Annotated in this window: 18 protein-coding genes; 9 read left to right on the forward strand and 9 right to left on the reverse strand. The window is 71.2% G+C overall.

Annotated elements, in window-relative coordinates; genetic code table 11:
* Window positions 1-11: 11 nt before the first annotated feature.
* Window positions 12-1,103: a sugar ABC transporter substrate-binding protein gene (locus tag SSP29_RS27960; RefSeq protein WP_150135044.1), complete on the reverse strand. Its 1,092-nt coding sequence runs from the start codon at window positions 1,101-1,103 to the stop codon at window positions 12-14.
* 383 nt (window positions 1,104-1,486) lie between these two features.
* Here SSP29_RS27960 and SSP29_RS27965 point away from each other — a divergent pair, with 383 nt between their 5' ends.
* The 4 genes from SSP29_RS27965 (at window position 1,487) to SSP29_RS27980 (ending at window position 6,811) form a co-directional block, all read left to right on the forward strand.
* The gene (locus SSP29_RS27965) at window positions 1,487-3,298 is read left to right on the forward strand and encodes an FAD-binding dehydrogenase (protein WP_089103577.1); all 1,812 of its coding nucleotides are present in this window, start codon (window positions 1,487-1,489) and stop codon (window positions 3,296-3,298) included.
* A gap of 319 nt (window positions 3,299-3,617) precedes the next feature.
* On the forward strand, window positions 3,618-4,721 hold the full coding sequence (locus SSP29_RS27970; RefSeq protein ID WP_089103578.1) for a GNAT family N-acetyltransferase: 1,104 nt from the start codon (window positions 3,618-3,620) through the stop codon (window positions 4,719-4,721).
* Window positions 4,722-4,887: 166 nt separating this feature from the next.
* Window positions 4,888-5,718, forward strand: a complete 831-nt coding sequence (locus tag SSP29_RS27975; protein WP_089103579.1) for a PP2C family protein-serine/threonine phosphatase — start codon at window positions 4,888-4,890, stop codon at window positions 5,716-5,718.
* Window positions 5,719-5,797: 79 nt separating this feature from the next.
* Window positions 5,798-6,811 (forward strand): MASE1 domain-containing protein, encoded by a 1,014-nt coding sequence (locus tag SSP29_RS27980; RefSeq protein WP_150135047.1) that lies wholly within the window; start codon window positions 5,798-5,800, stop codon window positions 6,809-6,811.
* A 60-nt stretch (window positions 6,812-6,871) separates the two neighbouring features.
* On the opposite strand, the gene SSP29_RS27985 is transcribed toward SSP29_RS27980, so the two are convergent.
* Window positions 6,872-7,363, reverse strand: coding sequence for a peptidylprolyl isomerase (locus tag SSP29_RS27985; protein WP_089103581.1), 492 nt, complete (start codon window positions 7,361-7,363; stop codon window positions 6,872-6,874).
* Between the two features lie 68 nt (window positions 7,364-7,431).
* A complete protein-coding gene (locus SSP29_RS27990; protein ID WP_089103582.1) occupies window positions 7,432-7,989 on the reverse strand; it encodes an RBBP9/YdeN family alpha/beta hydrolase in 558 nt (185 codons plus the stop codon).
* A gap of 123 nt (window positions 7,990-8,112) precedes the next feature.
* Here SSP29_RS27990 and SSP29_RS27995 point away from each other — a divergent pair, with 123 nt between their 5' ends.
* Entirely contained in the window at window positions 8,113-8,559 is a 447-nt protein-coding gene (locus tag SSP29_RS27995; protein ID WP_089103583.1) for an Lrp/AsnC family transcriptional regulator, read from the forward strand.
* On the opposite strand, the gene SSP29_RS28000 is transcribed toward SSP29_RS27995, so the two are convergent.
* On the reverse strand, window positions 8,556-9,479 hold the full coding sequence (locus SSP29_RS28000) for an SGNH/GDSL hydrolase family protein (protein WP_089103584.1): 924 nt from the start codon (window positions 9,477-9,479) through the stop codon (window positions 8,556-8,558). The two genes, SSP29_RS27995 and SSP29_RS28000, sit on opposite strands and share 4 nt — an antisense overlap.
* Window positions 9,480-9,764: 285 nt before the next feature.
* On the opposite strand from SSP29_RS28000, the gene SSP29_RS28005 reads away from it, so the two are divergent.
* The gene (locus SSP29_RS28005; RefSeq protein WP_089103585.1) at window positions 9,765-10,466 is read left to right on the forward strand and encodes an SDR family oxidoreductase; all 702 of its coding nucleotides are present in this window, start codon (window positions 9,765-9,767) and stop codon (window positions 10,464-10,466) included.
* Between the two features lie 209 nt (window positions 10,467-10,675).
* On the forward strand, window positions 10,676-12,808 hold the full coding sequence (locus tag SSP29_RS28010) for a discoidin domain-containing protein (RefSeq protein ID WP_089103586.1): 2,133 nt from the start codon (window positions 10,676-10,678) through the stop codon (window positions 12,806-12,808).
* 11 nt (window positions 12,809-12,819) lie between these two features.
* Here the strand turns inward: SSP29_RS28010 and SSP29_RS28015 are convergent, their stop codons facing one another.
* From SSP29_RS28015 to SSP29_RS28035, 5 genes are all read right to left on the reverse strand, one after another.
* The gene (locus tag SSP29_RS28015) at window positions 12,820-13,941 is read right to left on the reverse strand and encodes an acyltransferase family protein (RefSeq protein ID WP_089103587.1); all 1,122 of its coding nucleotides are present in this window, start codon (window positions 13,939-13,941) and stop codon (window positions 12,820-12,822) included.
* Window positions 13,942-14,190: 249 nt separating this feature from the next.
* The gene (locus tag SSP29_RS28020) at window positions 14,191-14,661 is read right to left on the reverse strand and encodes a hypothetical protein (protein ID WP_089103588.1); all 471 of its coding nucleotides are present in this window, start codon (window positions 14,659-14,661) and stop codon (window positions 14,191-14,193) included.
* On the reverse strand, window positions 14,645-15,136 hold the full coding sequence (locus SSP29_RS28025; RefSeq protein ID WP_089103589.1) for an RNA polymerase sigma factor: 492 nt from the start codon (window positions 15,134-15,136) through the stop codon (window positions 14,645-14,647). The genes SSP29_RS28020 and SSP29_RS28025 overlap by 17 nt, the downstream gene beginning before the upstream one ends.
* An 89-nt stretch (window positions 15,137-15,225) precedes the next feature.
* Complete coding sequence (locus SSP29_RS28030; protein WP_089103590.1) at window positions 15,226-15,864, reverse strand: class F sortase; 639 nt, start codon at window positions 15,862-15,864, stop codon at window positions 15,226-15,228.
* Complete coding sequence (locus tag SSP29_RS28035; protein ID WP_089103591.1) at window positions 15,861-16,247, reverse strand: Tat pathway signal sequence domain protein; 387 nt, start codon at window positions 16,245-16,247, stop codon at window positions 15,861-15,863. The genes SSP29_RS28030 and SSP29_RS28035 overlap by 4 nt, the downstream gene beginning before the upstream one ends.
* 208 nt (window positions 16,248-16,455) lie before the next feature.
* Between SSP29_RS28035 and SSP29_RS28040 the strand changes: the two genes are divergently transcribed.
* Complete coding sequence (locus SSP29_RS28040; protein ID WP_089103592.1) at window positions 16,456-16,893, forward strand: Fur family transcriptional regulator; 438 nt, start codon at window positions 16,456-16,458, stop codon at window positions 16,891-16,893.
* 56 nt (window positions 16,894-16,949) lie between these two features.
* Entirely contained in the window at window positions 16,950-19,139 is a 2,190-nt protein-coding gene (gene katG, locus SSP29_RS28045; protein WP_089103593.1) for a catalase/peroxidase HPI, read from the forward strand.
* Window positions 19,140-19,353 lie beyond the last annotated feature (214 nt).

Consider the following 19,353-nt stretch of genomic DNA (forward strand, 5'->3'; position numbering starts at 1 on the left):
TTTCGAGGCGGTCAGCCGCACGAGAGGTACTTGTCGGCGAACTCCGTCTTCAGCTGCTTGGTCTTCTCCTGCCGGGCCTTGTCGTAGTCGGCCACGTTCGCCTTGGTGACGACGAACGAACCCGAGTCGACCTTCACCCCGGGATCGCGCATGGTGCACTGCTTCGTCTGGAGCAGCGCGAGCGCCCAGGTGCCGATCTCGGCCTGGCCGGTGGGGTTCTGTACGACGGTCGCCGTGACCGTGCCCTGCCTGATGCCGCTGAGGATCTTGGCGTCGTCGTCGATGGCGATGACCTTCGCCTTGGAGCCGGACGACTTGACGGCGTCGGCGGCGGCCACGGCCGGGTTGTAGGCGGTGGCGACGATGCCCGTGATCTGGCCGCCCTTGGCCGCCATCAGGTCGGACACGGCCTTCTGCGCGGTCTGCAGGTCCGTGTCGATGTCGGTGACGGTCTGCAGGAGCTTCACCTTGCCGCCGGACTCCTTGACGGCACGGGCCACGCCCTTGATCCGCAACTGGGTGTTGGCGTCCACGTTGTTGCCGGTCAGATGGACCAGGGTGCCCTTGCCGCCCATCGCCTCGATGGCCGCCTTCGCGGCTTTGTAGGCGGCGAGTTCGACGTCCGTGGAGAGGCAGAAGTCGGCCTCGTCCGTGTCGCCGGCCGGGCAGGAGCCCAGGGAGGCCACCGGGAAGCCCTGCGACTTGAGGTCGGCGAAGGTGGTGTTGATGTCGGTGGGGGAGACGCCGAACACCCCGAAGGCGTTGTAGCCGCGGGCGGCGAGCGTGGACAGCAGGTTGTTCTGCTTCTGCTGGTCCCACTCCGCCGTCTCGTCGAACGTGACGTCCCCGAGGCCGTAGGTCTTCTTCGCGGCGGCCCCCGCCGTCTTCCACGGCTGGAAGTACGGATGGGCGCCGCCGGGCACGAGGGCCACCTTGGTCCCCGACCCGTCGGCCAGGTCGGCGCCGTCCCCGGTGCGGCCGGCCGTCGAGGCCTGCCCGGTGGCGGGGGCGGGTGCGTTGCGGTAGGTGCAGGCCGCGGTCCCGGCAGCGAGCAGTGCCGCTGTGAGAACCCCGGACAGGACGGATCTGGTCGGGAAGTGCATCTCCCACCCCTGCTGGATCAGATAGGAAATTGATGCGGTGATCGTGGGGCAGGGAGATGTGTGCGTCAAGGCCTGTGACAAGAACCGTTGCCATCAGGGAAGACGTGAGTTGGGGTGGTCTCGTGCCGTAGGGACCTGAGGGAAATCCTATAGGAAACGTTATCTCGGCCGGAGGGGGGCGGACGAGGTGCCGGCGTCGCGTGTGCCGGCATGGCGGGCTACCGCTCAACTCGGCCCGCCTGCCCGGCAGTTCGGTCGCGATCAGGTCGCGCGCGACTCTGGTCGCCGCTCCCACCATGGGCTACCGTCGGTAACACTTTGCCGTCCCGGCAGTCCCAGTCATGTCTCCCGCAGCGCCCGCATCCGTACGGAAGGCACCCCCCATGGACAACCCCAGAGCAGGTGCCGACGTGCCCGAAAGCTCCGAGCAGTCGTCCCGGTTCACCCGCCGTCAGGTGCTGACGGTGGCCGGCGGCGCGCTCGCCGGTATGACCCTCGGTCAGGCTGGGGCGTTCGCCGCCGAGTCGCAGGACGCGGACGCGATCGTCGTCGGCCACGGCCTCGCCGGTCTGGTCGCGACGGCCGAACTCGCCGCCGCCGGCCGCAAGGTGCTGCTGCTCGACCAGGAGCCGGAGGCGAGCCTGGGCGGCCAGGCGTTCTGGTCCTTCGGCGGTCTGTTCTTCGTCGACTCCGACGAACAGCGGCTGATGGGCGTCAAGGACTCGCACGACCTCGCCTGGCAGGACTGGCTCGGCACGGCCGGCTTCGACCGGGGCGTCGACGACCCGAACGGCCAGGACTACTGGGCCTACAAGTGGGCCGAGTCGTATGTGGACTTCGCCTCCGGCGAGAAGCGGTCCTGGCTCTCCGGGCTGGGCGTGCAGTGGTTCCCGATCGTGGGCTGGGCCGAGCGCGGCGGCGGCCTCGCCGACGGTCACGGCAACTCCGTGCCCCGCTTCCACGTGACCTGGGGCACCGGCCCGGCCGTCGTCGAACCCTTCGAGAAGAAGGTGCGTGCCGCGGTCGCCGCCGGCAAGGTGACCTTCAAGTTCCGGTACCGCGTCGACGAGCTGGTGACCACCGGCGGGGCGGTGACCGGCGTCCGGGGCGCGGTCCTGGAGCCCAGCAGCGCGGCCCGCGGCACCCCCAGCAGCCGTACCGTCGTCGGCGACTTCGAGCTGCGCGCCCCGGTCGTGGTGGTCACCTCGGGCGGCATCGGCGCCAACCACGACCTCGTACGGCAGAACTGGCCGGCCCGGCTCGGCACCCCGCCCAAGTTCATGGTCACCGGCGTCCCCGCGCACGTGGACGGCCGGATGCTCGGCATCACCGCCCAGGCGGGCGGCCGGATCGTCAACCCCGACCGGATGTGGCACTACACCGAGGGCCTGCGCAACTACGCCCCGATCTGGCCGAACCACGGCATCCGCATCCTGCCCGGCCCGTCCTCCATGTGGTTCGACGCCAAGGGCCGCCGCTTCAACACCCCCGACATCCCCGGCTACGACACCCTGCACACCCTCGGGTCGATCACCGCCTCCGGCTACGACTACTCCTGGTTCGTCACCACCCAGAAGATCATCGCCAAGGAGTTCGCGCTCTCCGGCTCCGAGCAGAACCCCGACCTCACCAACAAGAACGTCTGGCAGCTGCTCTCCCGGATCTGGCAGACCCCGGAACCCATCGAGAAGTTCAAGAACAACGGCGTCGACTTCGTGGTCGCCGACAACCTCACCGATCTGGTCACCGGCATGAACAAGCTGACCGGCGACAACCTCATCGACCTCGCCGACCTCAGACGGCAGATCGAGGCCCGCGACCGCGAGATCGACAACCCGTACACCAAGGACGTCCAGGTCCAGGGCATCCGCAACGCGCTCAGCTACATCGGCGACTCGCTCAGCCGTACGGCCTCGATCCACCGGATCCTGGACACCAGTGCGGGCCCGCTGATCGCCGTGCGGCTGAACATCCTCACCCGCAAGACCCTCGGCGGCCTCCAGACCGACCTCTCCGGACGCGTCCTGGACAGCAGCAGCTCACCCGTCCCCGGCCTGTACGCCGCAGGTGAGGTCGCGGGCTTCGGCGGCGGCGGGGTGCACGGCTACCGCTCGCTGGAGGGTACCTTCCTCGGCGGCTGCCTCTTCTCCGGCCGGCAGGCGGGCCGTGCGGCGGCCGCGGCGACGGCGACCTGACGGAAAGGGCCGGGAAAGTCCGAGTCACCCCACCCCCAACCCGTCCCGACAGTGGCACCCTTGACAGCGTGCGTACTGTTTCGCGACGTTTGAGCGACACCTCCGGACCGGCGACCCCGTCGCCGGTCCGGGAACGAAGGTGTACAGCGGGGAACAGGAGCTGTTCGTAGAAACGGCGGAACGGCAGAACGCGGCATACGCGTTATGGGGGGGGAGCGGTCGCCCATGCGATCCAGAGGCCAGTGCAGAGGTCCGTCCGGGAGTCGGCCCGGGAGTCATGCGCCACACACCTCGTCAGCCGAAGGGCGGTTGATCTGAGGTGGACATCACGATCCACAGACCCGGCGAGCTGACCCAGTCGCTCTGCCGGGCCTGGCACCGCGCGATGGACGAGTCGCCGGAGTACGCCAACCCCTTTCTGGCCCCGGAGTTCACGATCGGCGTCGGCAAACACCGCGCCGGCGTGCGGGTGGCGGTCCTGCGCGAGGGCGGCGAACCCGTCGGCTTCCTCCCGTACGAGCGCAACGCCCTCGGTGTCGGCCGGGCCGTCGGCCTCGGCCTCTCCGACTGCCAGGCGCTGGTGCACCGGCCCGGAGTCGGCTGGGACGCCCAGGAACTGCTGAGCGCCTGCGGGATGTCCATCTTCGAGTTCGACCACCTGGTGGCCGAGCAGAGACCTTTCGCCCCGCACGTCACCGGCACCTTCGCCTCGCCGGTGATCGACGTGAAGCCCGGCGACGCCGGCTACCCCGAGTGGCTGCGCGCCACCTACCCGGGCCTGGCGAAGACCACACTGAAGAAGGAACGGCGCCTCGGCCGTGACATCGGCGACCTGCGCTTCGAGTTCGACGAGCGCGACCCCGCGGCCCTGCGCACCCTGATGCGCTGGAAGTCCGCCCAGTACCGGCGGACCGGACGCATGGACCGCTTCGCCCGCCCCTGGATCGTCGACCTCGTGGACCACCTCTTCCACGTCCGTGAGGAACACTTCACCGGTGTGCTGTCCGTGCTCTATGCGGGCGACCGGCCGGTGGCCGCGCACTTCGGCCCGCGCTCGGCCACCGTACTCGCCGCCTGGTTCACCGCCTACGACCCCGAACTGCACTACTACTCACCGGGGTTGATGATGCATCTGCGCACGGCCGAGGCCGCGGCGCGCGGCGGGGTCACCCTCGTCGACCTGGGGCGCGGCGACAAGGAGTACAAGGACTGGCTCAAGACCCGCGAACTGCGGGTCGGCGAGGGGTTCGTCACCCGTGCCCACCCGGTGGCCGCGGCGCACCGCCTGTGGCGCCGGCCGGTCCGCGGGCTGCGCAACACCGTCCTGGCCCATCCCCGGCTGCGCGATCCGGCGGACCGGCTGCTCAAGACGGTCGGCACACTGCGCGCGTCCCGCCGCACGGACGGCCTGCACAAGGGGTGAGCCGACCCGCCCGGCGGCGGCCGCCCGCACCCGGCCGTCGCCGCCGCGGCCGCCCGCACCCGGCCGTCGCGGCCGACCGCTCGCCCGCCGTTCGCACTATGATCCTGTAAAGGTAAAAATCTAGGGGTTTGCCCTGGTAAGGATGTCGCCTCGGCCGGAGTGGACCATGCCCCGCAAGCGCTCAACGGACGACGACGAGCTGCTGGCCAGACTCAGGTCGCTCACCGCCCAGGCACGCGAGCGGGCCGAGTACCAGCGTTCGCAGGTGGAGCTGGCCATCGCCCTCCAGCGCGGCATGCTGCCCCGGGACCTGCCCGACACCCCCCGCTTCCATCTGGCCGTCCGGTACGCGCCCGCCTGCTTCGGGCTCAACGTGGGCGGCGACTGGTACGACGCCTTCACGCTGCCGGACGGGCACATCGGCCTGTCCATAGGCGACGTCCAGGGCCACAACATCGAGGCGGCCGCCTTCATGGGCCAGGTCCGGGCGGCCCTGAGGGCGCTCGCCTCGGTGAGCGGCGGGCCGGGCGAGCTGCTCGCCCGCACCAACGACCTGCTGGTGTCCCTGGGCAGCGACCTCTTCGCGACCTGCACCTTCATGCGGCTCGACCCGGAGACCGGGGTCCTGGAGAGCGCCCGGGCCGGCCACGTTCCGTTCGTCTGGGCCACCGCCGACGGAAAGTCCGGGCTCGGGGAGGACGAGGGCGGACCCCCGCTGGGCATCGAGCCCGGCATCGACTACCCGGTGGCCCGGTACCGGCTCACCACCGGCGGCATGGTCGTGCTGCTCACGGACGGGGTGGTGGAGGGGCCGTCGATGCCCATCGAGGAGGGACTCGACCAGGTGGTACGGCTCGCCGGTGTGGCCGCCGTCGCCGGCCTGGAGGCACAGTCCCTGGCCGCCGCCGTGATCAAGGGCGCGGAACGCGTGGGCCACGAGGACGACGCGGCCGTCCTGGTCATGGGCCACGACGACCCGGACACCCCCACGCCGTAGCCCGGGGGCACCGGCACCGGCCCCTTCACGTCGGCCGCGGGCGGCGCCCGCCTCGCCGACCCGGCCGCCTCGGTGTCTGATGGCTGGTGTGGTGGGTAACCAGGAGCTGCGCCGGCCGGCCGTCCTCGCTCTCCGGACGCTGGCCGTGGCCACCTGCTACTACGCGGCAGGACGGCTCGGCCTGCTGTGCCGGCTCACCGTCGAGGGCGCCGTCTTCACCCCCGTCTATCCGTCGACCGGTGTGGCGCTGGCCTGTCTGCTGGTCTTCGGGCTGGGCTGCTGGCCGGGCATCACGCTCGGCGCCTTCTTCCTCGTGCTGTCGCTCGGCATGCCCGGGCCCGACGCCGTGGGCATCCTCCTCGGCAGCACGGCCGGGCCGGTCTGCGCGTACCTGATGCTGCGCCGGGTCGGCTTCCGCACCGACCTGAGCCGGCTGCGGGACGGTCTCGCCCTGGTGTTCCTCGGAGCGCTCGCCGCCATGGTGGTCAGCTCCGGCATCGACGTGGCCACGCTGATCCTGGCCGGCAAGCTCGACACGGCCCACTTCTGGCCGATCTGGCTGGCGTGGTGGGTGGGCGACGCGATGGGCGTCCTGATCGTCACCCCGGTCCTGCTGGTGCTGTTCGAAACCCGCAGGCCGCCGTCCCTGGCCCGCTGGAAGGAGGTCCTGGCCCTCGCGGCCGTGGCGGCGGTCCTGGTCCCGGTGGCCACGCACAGCTCCCTGAGCGCGCTGTTCCTCGTCTACCCGCTGCTGATCTGGGCCGCGCTGCGGTTCCGGCTGGCCGGAAGCATGCTGTGCGCCCTGTTCGCCTCGGTGACGGCCACGGTCGCCGCGACGGACGGCGTCGGCGCGTTCGCCCGGCTGTCCCCCGTCGAGGTGATGCTGAAGCTGCAGCTGTTCAACGGCTCGCTGGCCCTGACCGCACTGCTGCTGTCGGCCGTCATCACCGAACAGCACAACACCCGGCGCTCCGTCGCGGAGGCCTGCAAGGAACTGGCCGAGGTCCTGGAACACCTCACCGCGCACGACTCCCCGGCCGGGCGCGCCCCGCCGGAGGCGGCGCAGCCGCGGCGCGAGCGCGGCACCCGGTGACCACGCCACGGGGGACCGGGCGAGCAGCCCGGTCCCCCGTGGAAAAAAGCCGGTCCGAGCTCAGACGGTACCGCTCGCCGTGATCTCGACCTTGGCCTTGGGGCTGCCGCTCTGCGAGCCGTAGCTCTCGATCTTGTCGACGATGTCCTGGCCCTCGACGACCTCGCCGAAGACCACGTGCTTGCCGTCCAGCCAGGACGTCACGACGGTGGTGACGAAGAACTGCGAGCCGTTGGTGTTCCTGCCCGCGTTGGCCATGCTGAGCAGGTACGGACGGTCGTGCTTGAGATTGAAGTTCTCGTCCTTGAACTTCTCGCCGTAGATGCTCTTGCCGCCGGTGCCGTCGCCGCGGGTGAAGTCACCGCCCTGGAGCATGAACTGCGGGATGATCCGGTGGAAGCCGGAACCGGCGTATCCGAAGCCGTGCTGTCCCGTGGCGAGCTCACGGAAGTTGCGGGCCGTCTCGGGCACCACGTCGTCGAACAGGCTGAACACGATCCGGCCGGCCGGCTCGTTGTTGATCGAAATGTCGAAATAAACGTTGTCGCTCATGCAGGTCAACCTATCGCGAACCGTCCGAGGGGGCCGCACGACCCGGGGTGTCGGGGCGCCGGGGCCGCTCAGGGATCCACCAGGGTGTGCAGGAGCTCCCGGCCGACGGGCCAGTCACCGAGACCGCTCGCGGAGTTGAGGTGCCCGTGCGCGCCGACGGAGCGCCACGGCGCCCGCCAGCCCGATGCCAGCGCGGCGGAGGCCGTGGCATCGGCGTAGGGGTCGTTCTCGCTCGCCACCACCAGGGCGGGGCCGGGCAGTGGGCGGGCGGACAGCTCCAGGAACGTCGGCGCGGCCGCGCCCGGGAACGCCGGACCCCGGGGATCGGGCGGAGCGGCCAGGAACGCCGGGACCGCCCGGGGCCGCGCCCGCGCCAGCCACTCGGCCGCCGCCCAGCAGCCGAGGCTGTGCGCCACCAGCGCCACCCGGCCGTCCACCCCGCCGTCCCGTGCGACGGCGACGTCGTAGGCGGCCTGCACCGCGGCCACCCAGTCCCGCAGCTCGGGCCGGTTCCACGACGCGGGGGCGATCCGCACCGCCGCGTCGCCCCAGGCCTGCTCCCACCGGCTCTGCCAGTGCCTTTCGTCCGACCCGTCGATCCCGGGGATGATGACGTACGCGACCACCGCCGACCGCCCTTTCCGTCGTGCCCCGGCGCCCGCCGGGTCCGTTCCGAGGGCGATTCTGGACGGACCAGTGGCGGCGGCGCGGCCCGGCAAGTGATCCAGAAGAAAGCGGGAACGAGGACGATGGAATCACTCGACGACATCGACCGGGCCATCCTGGAGCTGCTCCAGACCGCGGGCCGGCTCACCGGAGCCGAGGTCGGACGGCGTGTCGGACTCTCCCAGCCGGCGGCGGGCGCCCGGATCCAGCGGCTGGAGAAGACCGGTGTCATCACCGGCTACCGCGCCGTCGTCGCCCCCGCCGCGCTCGGGCTCAACATCCACGCCGTGGTCCGGCTGCGCACCACGCACGCGCGGCTGCCGATGGCGCTCGCCCTCGCCGACCGGACCCCGGAGGTCGTCTCGACGCTCCGGGTGACCGGCGAGGACTGCCTGGTCTTCGACGTGCACTGCACCCACGCCGAACGCCTCGAAGAGATCGTGGACTCCCTGGCCCGCCACGGCCCGGTCACCACGTCCCTCGTACTGCGCGGCTATCCGCCCAAGCCGCTGCCCACCACGAACCCCTAGTAACGCCGCTCCAGCCGCTCCAGCACGGCCTGGGCCATGGCCGCCTCGCCCTTGGCGTTGGGGTGCGCCGGGGCGGCCGGGGAGGTCGGCTGGAGGGGTTCGATCCAGCGGTCGGCGGGGGCCTTGCACATGTCGTGGCCGACGGTCGGGCCGTAGGTGTCCACGTACCGGGCGCCGTTCCAGGCGGCGACCATGCGCAGCATGAGGTTCAGCCGCTTCCCGGTGTCCCGGAGGTAGGGGAAGTCCTTGGCGGCGAACGGGACCGTCGGGTAGCAGCCGCTGCCGTCGTCGGGCAGCAGGTCGGGGTAGCCGACGACCAGGATCCGGGCGTGCGGGGCCCGGGCGCGGACCGCCCGCAGCACCTTGTCGATCTTGGGCGCGGTCTGCGCGATGTCGACCGTCAGCTGATCGGTGCCGGACGCGTTGTAGTACTGCTGGCAGGGGTTGCCCGTCAGGTCCTTCGAGCTGAGCGCCGCGCAGGTGCCGATGATGGAGCTGAAGCCCACGTCGTTGCCGCCGATCTGGACGGTCACCAGGTCGGTGCTGCGCTGCACGGCGTCGAGCTGGGGCCCGTTGGTGCCCTGTGCCTTCCACATCTCGGCGGTGGTCGCTCCGGAACAGCTCACGTCCTTGAAGGCGCTCACGTGCCGGGCCGCCGCCACCAGCGAGGGGTAGTTGTGGTCGGAGCGGGCGCAGTTCGCGTCGACCTGCGTCGGGATGAGCGGGCCCGAGGTGTAGGAGTCGCCGAGCGCCACATAGCTGGTGCCGCGGTCGTGGCCGGAGCCGTGACCGGGACTGCCGTGTGCCGCGGCCGGTGTCGTGGACGCGGCCACCAGGGCGCAGCCGCCCAGCGCCGCCGCCACGGTGGCCTTCCGCCGGTGCCGTCTCGCCGAACCGTCGGACGGAATGCCGTACGCCATGGAGATCCCCCCAGGAACCAGGACGCGCACGGAACCGGTCCCGACGGGCGGCCCGCACGCGTGTGTCGGGGGTCTGTATACCGCCCGGTAGGACTCCGTAGCCAGGGGTCTGACGCAAGGAACTGGATCGAGTAACCAGCCCTGCCCGTACGGGCATCCGGTCCTGCCCGAGGCCGCGTGGCACCCTCCGCGATTGCAGCAGGAAACCGATCGGTTTACGATGGCCTCGACCCGATGGAAACCGATCGGTTTCCAATCTTCTCGCACGTCTGGAGCGTGAGTGTCATGACCGCGATCAAGGACTCCGTCGTCCTCGTCACCGGCGGCAGCCGAGGCGTCGGAAAGGCGCTGGTGGAAGAGCTGTACGCGCGCGGCGCCGGCAAGGTCTACGCCACCGCCCGCGACCCGCGCACCGTCACCCACCCCGACGCGGTGGCGCTGGCCCTGGAGGTGACCGACCCCGACTCGGTGGCCGCGGTCGCCGCGCAGGCCCAGGACGTCACCATCCTGGTCAACAACGCCGGGGTCGCCACCGGAACCCGCTTCCTGACCTCCTCGCTGGACGACATCCGCCACGAGTTCGAGACCAACTTCTACGGCCCGCTGCTGCTCACCCGCGCCTTCGTCCCGGTCATCGAGGGCAACGGCGGCGGTCACATCCTGAACGTGCACTCGGTCCTGTCCTGGGTCGCCGAGGGCGGCGCCTACAGTGCCTCCAAGTCGGCGCTGTGGTCGCAGACCAACAGCCTTCGCCTGGCCCTCCAGCCGCGCGGCATCGGTGTCACCGGCCTGCACATGGGCTATGTCGACACCGACATGGCGGCCCACGTCGACGGTGCCAAGGCGAAGCCGCAGGACATCGCGGCGGCCGCCCTCGACGGGATCGAGTCGGACGCCTGGGAGGTGCTCGGCGACGACCTCACCCGCTGGGCCAAGGGCGCCCTGTCGGGCGACCTCGCCGCGATGTACCAGCAGCTCGCCCGGTGACGGTGACCCCGCGTCCGAACGGCACCACCCCCTTCCGCCCCGGTTTCCAGGTGGGCGGCCCGTTCGGCGCGGGCTCGGGGCCGGTCGTTGAGAAATCCGCTCCCGAAGGGTTGCCGCCAGGTTGCCTCACCACTTAAATCAAATCCTGAACTAAGCAGTGGGGCGTGTCGGTTGGACGCGCGCCCCCTGCCCACCTCAGGGAGCCGCTGATGAGACTGAGATCCTTGGGCGTAGCGCTCGCCGCCATGGCAGCGCTGCTTGCCCTCCCCGTGGCGCACGCACCGGCGGCGCAGGCCGCCGACACGCCGTTGTCCCAGGGCAAGACCGCCACCGCCTCCTCCGAGGAGAACGCCGGGACCGCCGCCGGGAACGCGGTGGACGGCAACACCGGAACCCGCTGGTCGTCCGCCTTCACCGACGACCAGTGGCTCCAGGTCGACCTCGGCGCCACCGCCCAGGTCAGCCAGGTGGTCCTCAACTGGGAGACCGCCTACGGCAAGGACTACAAGGTCCAGATCTCCTCGGACGGGAGCAACTGGACCGACCTGCAGTCCGTGACCGGCGGCGACGGCGGCACCGACACCCTCGCCGTGTCCGGGCAGGGCCGCTACGTCCGGATGCTGGGCGTGCACCGCGCCACCCAGTGGGGCTACTCGCTCTGGGAGTTCCAGGTCTACGGCACCACCACCGGCACGCCCCCGGTCCAGGGCGGTGGCGACCTCGGCCCCAACGTGATCGTGGTCGACCCGTCCACGCCGGACCTCCAGGCGAAGTTCGACTCCGTCTTCGCCCAGCAGGAGTCGGCGCAGTTCGGCACCGGCCGCTACCAGTTCCTGCTGAAGCCGGGCACCTACAGCGGGATCAACGCCCAGATCGGCTTCTACACCTCGATCTCCGGGCTCGGTCTCAACCCCGACGACACCCAGATCAACGGTGACGTGACCGTCGACGCCGGCTGGTTCAACGGCAACGCCACCCAGAACTTCTGGCGCTCGGCGGAGAACTTCGCCGTCACGCCGTCCAACGGCACCGACCGGTGGGCCGTGGCTCAGGCGGCCCCCTTCCGCCGTATCCACGTCAAGGGCGGCCTCAACCTCGCCCCGAACGGCTACGGCTGGGCCTCCGGCGGCTACATCGCCGACTCCAAGATCGACGGCACCGTCGGCCCGTACTCCCAGCAGCAGTGGTACACCCGCGACAGTTCGGTCGGCGGCTGGACCAACGGCGTGTGGAACATGACCTTCTCCGGGGTCGAGGGCGCACCCGCGACCAACTTCGACACCGGCCCGTACACCACGCTGGACACCACCCCGGTCTCGCGGGAGAAGCCGTTCCTCTACCTGGACGGCAGCGCCTACAAGGTCTTCGTCCCGGCCAAGCGCACGGGCGCCCGGGGCGTCTCCTGGCCGGCCAACGCGGGCACCTCCATCCCGCTGGACCAGTTCTACGTCGTCAAGCCCGGCGCCACCGCCGCCACCATCAACCAGGCCCTCGCCCAGGGTCTCAACCTCCTCTTCACCCCGGGCATCTACCACCTCGACCAGACCATCAACGTCACCCGCGCCAACACCGTGGTCCTCGGCCTCGGCCTGGCCACCCTGGTCCCGGACAACGGCGTCGACGCCATGCACGTCGCCGACGTCGACGGCGTCAAGCTCGCCGGGTTCCTCATCGACGCGGGCACCGTCAACTCCGACACCCTGCTGCGGATCGGCGACCCCGGCTCCACCGCCGACCACTCCGCCAACCCCACCTCCATGCAGGACGTGTTCGTCCGCATCGGCGGCGCCGGCCCCGGCCTCGCCACCAACTCCGTGGTCGTCAACAGCAACAACGTGATCATCGACCACACCTGGCTGTGGCGCGCCGACCACGGCAGCGGCGTCGGCTGGGACACCAACCGCGCCGACTACGGCCTCAGAGTCAACGGCAACGACGTCCTCGCCACCGGCCTGTTCGTCGAGCACTTCAACAAGTACGACGTCTACTGGAACGGCGAACGCGGCCGCACGATCTTCTTCCAGAACGAGAAGGCGTACGACGCCCCGAACGCCGCCGCCATCACCCACGACGGCGTCGTCGGCTACGCGGCCTACAAGGTCGCCGACACCGTGACCACCCACGAGGCGTGGGGCCTGGGAAGCTACTGCAACTACACGGCCGATCCCACGATCGTCCAGTCCAACGGCTTCCAGGTGCCGACCGGTTCGGGGATCAAGATGCACGACCTGCTGGTGATCTCCCTGGGCGGCATGGGCCAGTACGCCCACGTCGTCAACACCACCGGATCACCGACCTCGGGGACCAGCACGACCCCCTCCAAGGTGACGCAGTTCCCGTGACCGGTCGGGCGCTAGGCCGTCCGCCGCCGTGCCGGACGCCGTAGCAACAACCGTCGCGCGGGCCGCTCCACGCCCTCGTACAGGAGCCAGGACAGGCCCAGCGACACGGTGAACGCGACGGCGGCGACGGCCGCCCCGGTGAGCAGGTCGAAACGCGGGCGGGTGCCGAGCAGTCGGGTGCCCGCCCGCAGCACCAGCAGATGAACCATGTAGAACGCGAACGACAGTTCGCCCAGGCGGACCAGCCGCCGGCGCCGCCACAGCGAGGGCAGGCCGTGCAGGTCCGCGACCGCCGCCGCCGGGATGAGCAGTGCGAACCCCGTGATGGTGCAGGCGGTGGCCGCGTACTCGGCGGTGACCTGCGGGACCAGGAAGTAGCCGATGACCGCCAGCGCCAGCGAGGCCTCAAGGCCCGGACCGCGCCACCGGCCGAGCAGCACAAGACGCGCGACGGCCGCGCCCAGCACGAACTCCGGCAGCCGGGCCGCCGGGAAGGAACTGATCGGCTGCGCCCACCAGTGGTGCGCGTCCGTCCAGGCCAGCGCCAGCACCGTCAGCACGGACAGCGCGGCCAGCGCCGTGGCGCCCCGCCCGCCCAGGCGCCGCAGCACCAGCGCCAGCAGCGGGAACGCGGCGTAGAAGAAGGCCTCGCAGGCCAGCGACCAGCTGACCGGGTCGAGCGTCTGCCACCAGGGCCGCCACCAGGAGTGCACCAGGAAGACGTCGGCCAGGCCCTGCAGCAGGGTCGGCCTCGGCTGGCGGGGCAGCGTGCACACCATGACCAGCGCGAGGGCGACGGTGACCAGGTGCACCGGGTAGACCCGGGCGACGCGCCGCCACCAGAAGCGCGTTGCCCGGTCGCCCGGCCGCGCGGACCACATCAGGACGAACCCGGAGAGGATGAAGAAGAACGACACCCCCGAGGCGCCGGCCTCGAACCCCCAGGTCACGATGCGGCCGCCGGCGCCGCCGAAATAGCGGAAGTTGTGCACGTGCAGCCCGAAGACCAGCAGTGCGGCCATCCATCTCAGTCCGGTCAGGGAGGGCAGTGAGGGGGCGGGGGCGGACGACAGGGTGCGGGAGGGTGGCGCGGCGGCCGGAGCGGTCGGATGGGCCTTGGTCGCCGTCGTCATCGAGTCACCTGCCGGAGGGTTCGCGCGTGGAGCATGAAACGGAACGTTGCCCGTTCCACGCCTTTCATTCCGGCCTCGTACGAAACATCACACCAACGCCGAGGCGCAGCCTCCGCCATCCGGGCCGTGACCCCCGTCAGGCCCCGCACGCGCCGGAGCGGCGTCTTGACCCGCGCCTTTGGAGCGGGGGCCGGGCGTCGAAACACGGGGGCACGGACGAATGACCCCACTGCCGTCGCGTTGACGCCGCTACCGGCCGGACGCCGTGGCGACCGCGCTGGGCCGGTCCTCGGACGGGGTGCCCCGGACCGCCGACGGGATCATCGACGGGGTCGTCGACGCTTCCCGGGTGGGAGCCTGGGTGGTCTCCCGCCGCGTGGGTCCCACGCTCGGGCTCGGGCTGGGCGTGGCGGGCGCCGGGGATCCCGAGGGGCGGTGCGGGGCGGTGGGGCTGACGGCGGGCGGCGCGAGGGGCTCCCGGGGCGAGGTCGGAGCCGCAGGTGCCGCCAGATGCAGCGACAGGGCGACGCAGGCGGCGACGGCGCAGGTCACCCCGGCTCCGGCCGCCGTGCGGACCAGCCGGCGGCGGCCCGCGGCCCGGCGGATCTCCTCGTAGCGGCCCGGCGGCGGACCGAGGTGCGCGGCCGGCGGCCGCAGGATGACGGCGAGGGGATCGTCGGGGCCGCCGAACTCGGGCTCGTCGTCAAAGCGTGTGGTCAAGGCTTCTCCTCAGATGGCCGCGGAGCAGTTCTCGGGCCGCGTGCAGATCGGCCTTGACGGTTCCTTCCTTGCGCCCGGTCAGCTCGGACACCTCCCGGATCGGCATGTCAGCGTAGTAGTGCAGCAGGATCGGCACCCGCAGCCGCTCGGGCAGCGACTGCACCAGCAGCCTTACCGAGGGATCCGCCGGCTCGGTGTGCGGGCGGATGGCGGCCTCCGAGCCGGCGCGGCGCACCGCACGGCGCTCGCGCTCCAGCTTGCGCCAGTGGTCCCGGACGAGATTGGCCGCGGTGACGTAGAGGAAGCCGCGCGGCTCCTCCACCGACGTCCACCGGGCCCACAGCCGGGTGAACGCCTCCGAGGCGATCTCGTGCGCCGTCTCGTCGTCGTCGACCAGACGGCGGCACCAGCCGGCCAGGCGCGGGTACAGGGCGGCGAAGAGCTCGGAGGCCGCCGTGTCACGGGACCGTTTCAACGTTCTCCAGGGTCGAAGGGGCTCGCTCGTCGGGGAGGATGCGGGACCGGTGGCGTACGTTCCACCGGTCCCGCATCCGTTCCGACGGGTCAGGGTTTCGTGTCGGTCAGCGTGGCGAACACGATGACGTTGTCGAGGTAGCCGTCGCCGCCGCGCGGGCCGCCGCAGGTGATCAGGCGCAGCTCCGGCCGGTCCACGTCCCCGTACACCTCCTGCGTCGGGAACGCGGCCTTGGCGACCGTACGCACCTCGTCGACGGTGAACACCGCGGACCTGCCGTTCTCCAGGCGCGCCACGACCTGCTCGCCCCGCCGCAGCTCCGCGAGCCGGCGGAACACCCCGTCCCCGTAGGCGCCGACCGTGACATGGCCGAGGATCACCGACGGACCGGTCTGTCCCGGGGTGGGAGAGTCGCGGTACCAGCCCGCCCGGTCGTGCGCCGTGATCGGCGGCACCTGCACCGTGCCGTCGGCCGCGAGGCCCAGCCGCAGCAGCGGGGTGTCGACCCCGATCGCCGGGATGCGCAGCCGGACCGGCACGGAACGCCCGAGCGCGGCTGGCGTGGCGGACCCGGACGAGGACGCCGACGCGGACGTCGACGTGGACGGCGAGGACGCCGGCCGCCCATGGGCGGCCGGGGCCGTCCGGTCCGGTGCCCGGCCCGCGCAGCCCGCCAGCAGCGAGGCCGTCGCGGCGGTGACGAAGGCGCGCCTGGAGAGCGGGGTCATGCCCCGGTCGCCCGGCGGCGGCGGACGGCGAAGACCGTCCCGCCCGCGGCGAGCAGGGCCGCCGCACCTCCGCCGATCAGCGCACCCTCGGTGCCGGAGTCCGAGGACGGCTCGGCCACACCGGTGTCGGGCGCACCCTGCGGCACCGCGGCGACCTGGTGCGAGTCCCGCGTCGGCGCGGGGGCCGCGGCCCGGCTGGGCACGGCGGACGGCGCCTCGGACGGCGCCTCGGACGGGACGGCGGACGGTTCCGCCGAGCGGGCGGCGGACGGCGCCACGGTGGGGACCGGGCTCGGGGCGGTGCCGTCGGCGAACGCGGGCACGGTGCCCGCCAGGACGGCGGTGCAGGCGAGTGCCGTGGCGCTCAGGGCAGTTCGGCGCATGAGGACGCTCTCTTTCGTCGGCCCGCAGTGGTCGGGGCGGGCTGAGTTACGGATCGAGCGGAGAGACGACCCGGCACCGGGACAGGTTGTAAAGGGATGGCAAAGTCGCGCGGCGGTGACGAGCGGGACGGATGTTGTCCGGTTCGCCACCAGGCTTGAGTGGTTTGTTTTCTTGAATCACTCGTGTTTAAGGCGATAGGTTGGCGGCATGACCGCATCCCAGCCCCCGACGACCGCCGCTGAGCTGCGCGGTGCCGGCCTGCGGGTGACGGCCGCCCGCGTCGCGCTGCTGGAGACCGTCCGCCACGGCGACCACCTCGACGTCGAGGCGATCGCCTCGGGCGTCCGTGAGCGCGTAGGCCACATATCGCTTCAAGCCGTGTACGACGCGCTGCACGCGCTCACCACGGCAGGACTCATACGCCGTATCGAACCGGCCGGCAGCCCGGCCCGGTTCGAGGGACGCGTCGGCGACAACCACCACCATGTCCTGTGCCGGTCGTGCGGTGCCGTCGCCGACGTCGACTGTGCGGTCGGTGACGCCCCGTGCCTGACCGCTTCGGAGGACCACGGCTTCGCGATCGACGAGGCCGAGGTCATCTACTGGGGCCTGTGCCCCGCATGTTCCACCGTCAGTAGTTCCTGAGTACGTCCAGTAGTTCCTGAGTACGTTGATCCGCCCATTCCGGAAGGATTTCCCCCATGTCTGAGACCCAGGAGAACGCCGCGGGCCAGTGCCCGGTCGCTCACGACCGCGCCCCGCACCCCACCCAGGGCGGTGGCAACCGCCAGTGGTGGCCCGATGGGCTCAACCTGAAGATCCTTGCCAAGAACCCCGCCGTCGCCAACCCGCTCGACGAGGGTTTCGACTACGCCGAGGCGTTCCAGAACCTCGACCTCGCCGCCGTGAAACGTGACATCGCGGAGGTGCTCACCACCTCGCAGGACTGGTGGCCGGCCGACTTCGGCAACTACGGCCCGCTGATGATCCGGATGGCCTGGCACAGCGCGGGCACCTACCGCATCTCCGACGGCCGCGGCGGCGCCGGCGCCGGCCAGCAGCGCTTCGCCCCGCTCAACAGCTGGCCGGACAACGGCAACCTGGACAAGGCGCGCCGTCTGCTGTGGCCGGTCAAGAAGAAGTACGGCCAGGCCATCTCCTGGGCCGACCTGATGATCCTCACCGGCAACGTGGCCCTGGAGTCGATGGGCTTCGAGACCTTCGGCTTCGGCGGTGGCCGCGAGGACGTCTGGGAGCCGGAGGAGGACGTCTACTGGGGTCCCGAGAAGGTCTGGCTCGACGACCAGCGCTACACGGGCGACCGTGACCTGGAGAACCCGCTCGGCGCCGTCCAGATGGGCCTGATCTACGTCAACCCGGAGGGCCCCAACGGCAACCCGGACCCGATCGCCGCGGCCCGCGACATCCGCGAGACGTTCCGCCGGATGGCGATGAACGACGAGGAGACCGTCGCGCTGATCGCCGGTGGCCACACCTTCGGCAAGACCCACGGCGCCGGCCCCGCCGAGAACGTGGGCGCCGACCCCGAGGGCGCGCCGATCGAGCAGCAGGGCCTGGGCTGGAAGAGCACCTTCGGCACCGGCAAGGGCGGCGACGCGATCACCAGCGGCCTGGAGGTCACCTGGACCACCAAGCCCACCCAGTGGAGCAACGACTTCCTCAGCATCCTCTTCGGCTACGAGTGGGAGCTGACCCAGAGCCCCGCCGGCGCCAACCAGTGGGTGGCCAAGGACGCCGAGGCGATCATCCCGGACGCGCACGACGCGTCGAAGAAGAAGCTCCCGACGATGCTCACCACCGACCTCTCGCTGCGCTTCGACCCGATCTACGAGCCGATCGCGCGCCGCTTCCACGAGAACCCCGACCAGTTCGCGGACGCCTTCGCCCGCGCCTGGTACAAGCTGACCCACCGTGACATGGGCCCGAAGTCCCTGTACCTCGGCCCGGAGGTCCCGGAGGAGACCCTGCTGTGGCAGGACCCGCTGCCGCAGGCCGAGGGCGAGGTCATCGACGCCGCCGACGTGACGGCCCTGAAGGCCAAGCTCCTCGACTCGGGCCTGACGGTCTCCCAGCTGGTCTCCACCGCCTGGGCGTCCGCCTCGACGTTCCGCGGCAGCGACAAGCGCGGCGGCGCCAACGGTGCCCGCATCCGTCTGGAGCCGCAGCGCGGCTGGGAGGTCAACGACCCCGACGAGCTCGCCCAGGTCCTGCGTGTCCTGGAGGGCGTCCAGCGGGACTTCAACACCGGCGCCAAGAAGGTCTCCCTGGCCGACCTGATCGTCCTCGGCGGTGCCGCCGCCGTGGAGAAGGCCGCCAAGGACGGCGGCGTCGACATCGAGGTGCCCTTCACCCCGGGCCGGGTCGACGCGACCGACGAGCACACGGACGCCGAGTCCTTCGCGGCCCTGGAGCCGACCTCGGACGGCTTCCGCAACTACCTCGGCAAGGGCAACCGCCTGCGCGCCGAGTACCTGCTCCTCGACCGCGCCAACCTGCTCGGCCTGAGCGCCCCTGAGCTGACCGTCCTCGTCGGCGGTCTGCGTGTCCTCGGCGCCAACCAGGGCGGCTCGAAGCACGGCGTCCTCACCGAGACCCCGGGCGTGCTGACGAACGACTTCTTCGTCAACCTGCTCGACTTCGGTACGACGTGGAAGTCGACCTCCGAGGACCAGTCCACCTTCGAGGGCCGTGACGCGAGCGGCGCGGTCAAGTGGACCGGCACCCGTGCCGACCTGGTCTTCGGCTCCAACTCCGAGCTGCGCGCCGTCGCGGAGGTCTACGCGAGCGACGACGCCAAGGCGAAGTTCGTGCAGGACTTCGTCGCCGCCTGGACGAAGGTCGCGAACGCGGACCGCTTCGACCTGGTCTGACCGCCCGGCACCCGATGCCCGGGCCGGCTCCTCGTGAGCCGGCCCGGGCACTGCCGTCTTTACGGCCCCCTCGTCTTTACGGCCCCTTGGTCAACTCCCCACCGGGGCAAGAGCGTAGTGCGCTGCACATGAGTCGTTCTTTACCCCACCATGACCTCGACTCCCGTTGTTCACGCGACCTTCGCAGACTCTGCACGTCCTGAGTCCCCCCGTA

The sequence above is a fragment of the Streptomyces hyaluromycini genome, from assembly GCF_002217755.1.
GTDB classification, from domain to species: Bacteria; Actinomycetota; Actinomycetes; order Streptomycetales; family Streptomycetaceae; genus Streptomyces; species Streptomyces hyaluromycini.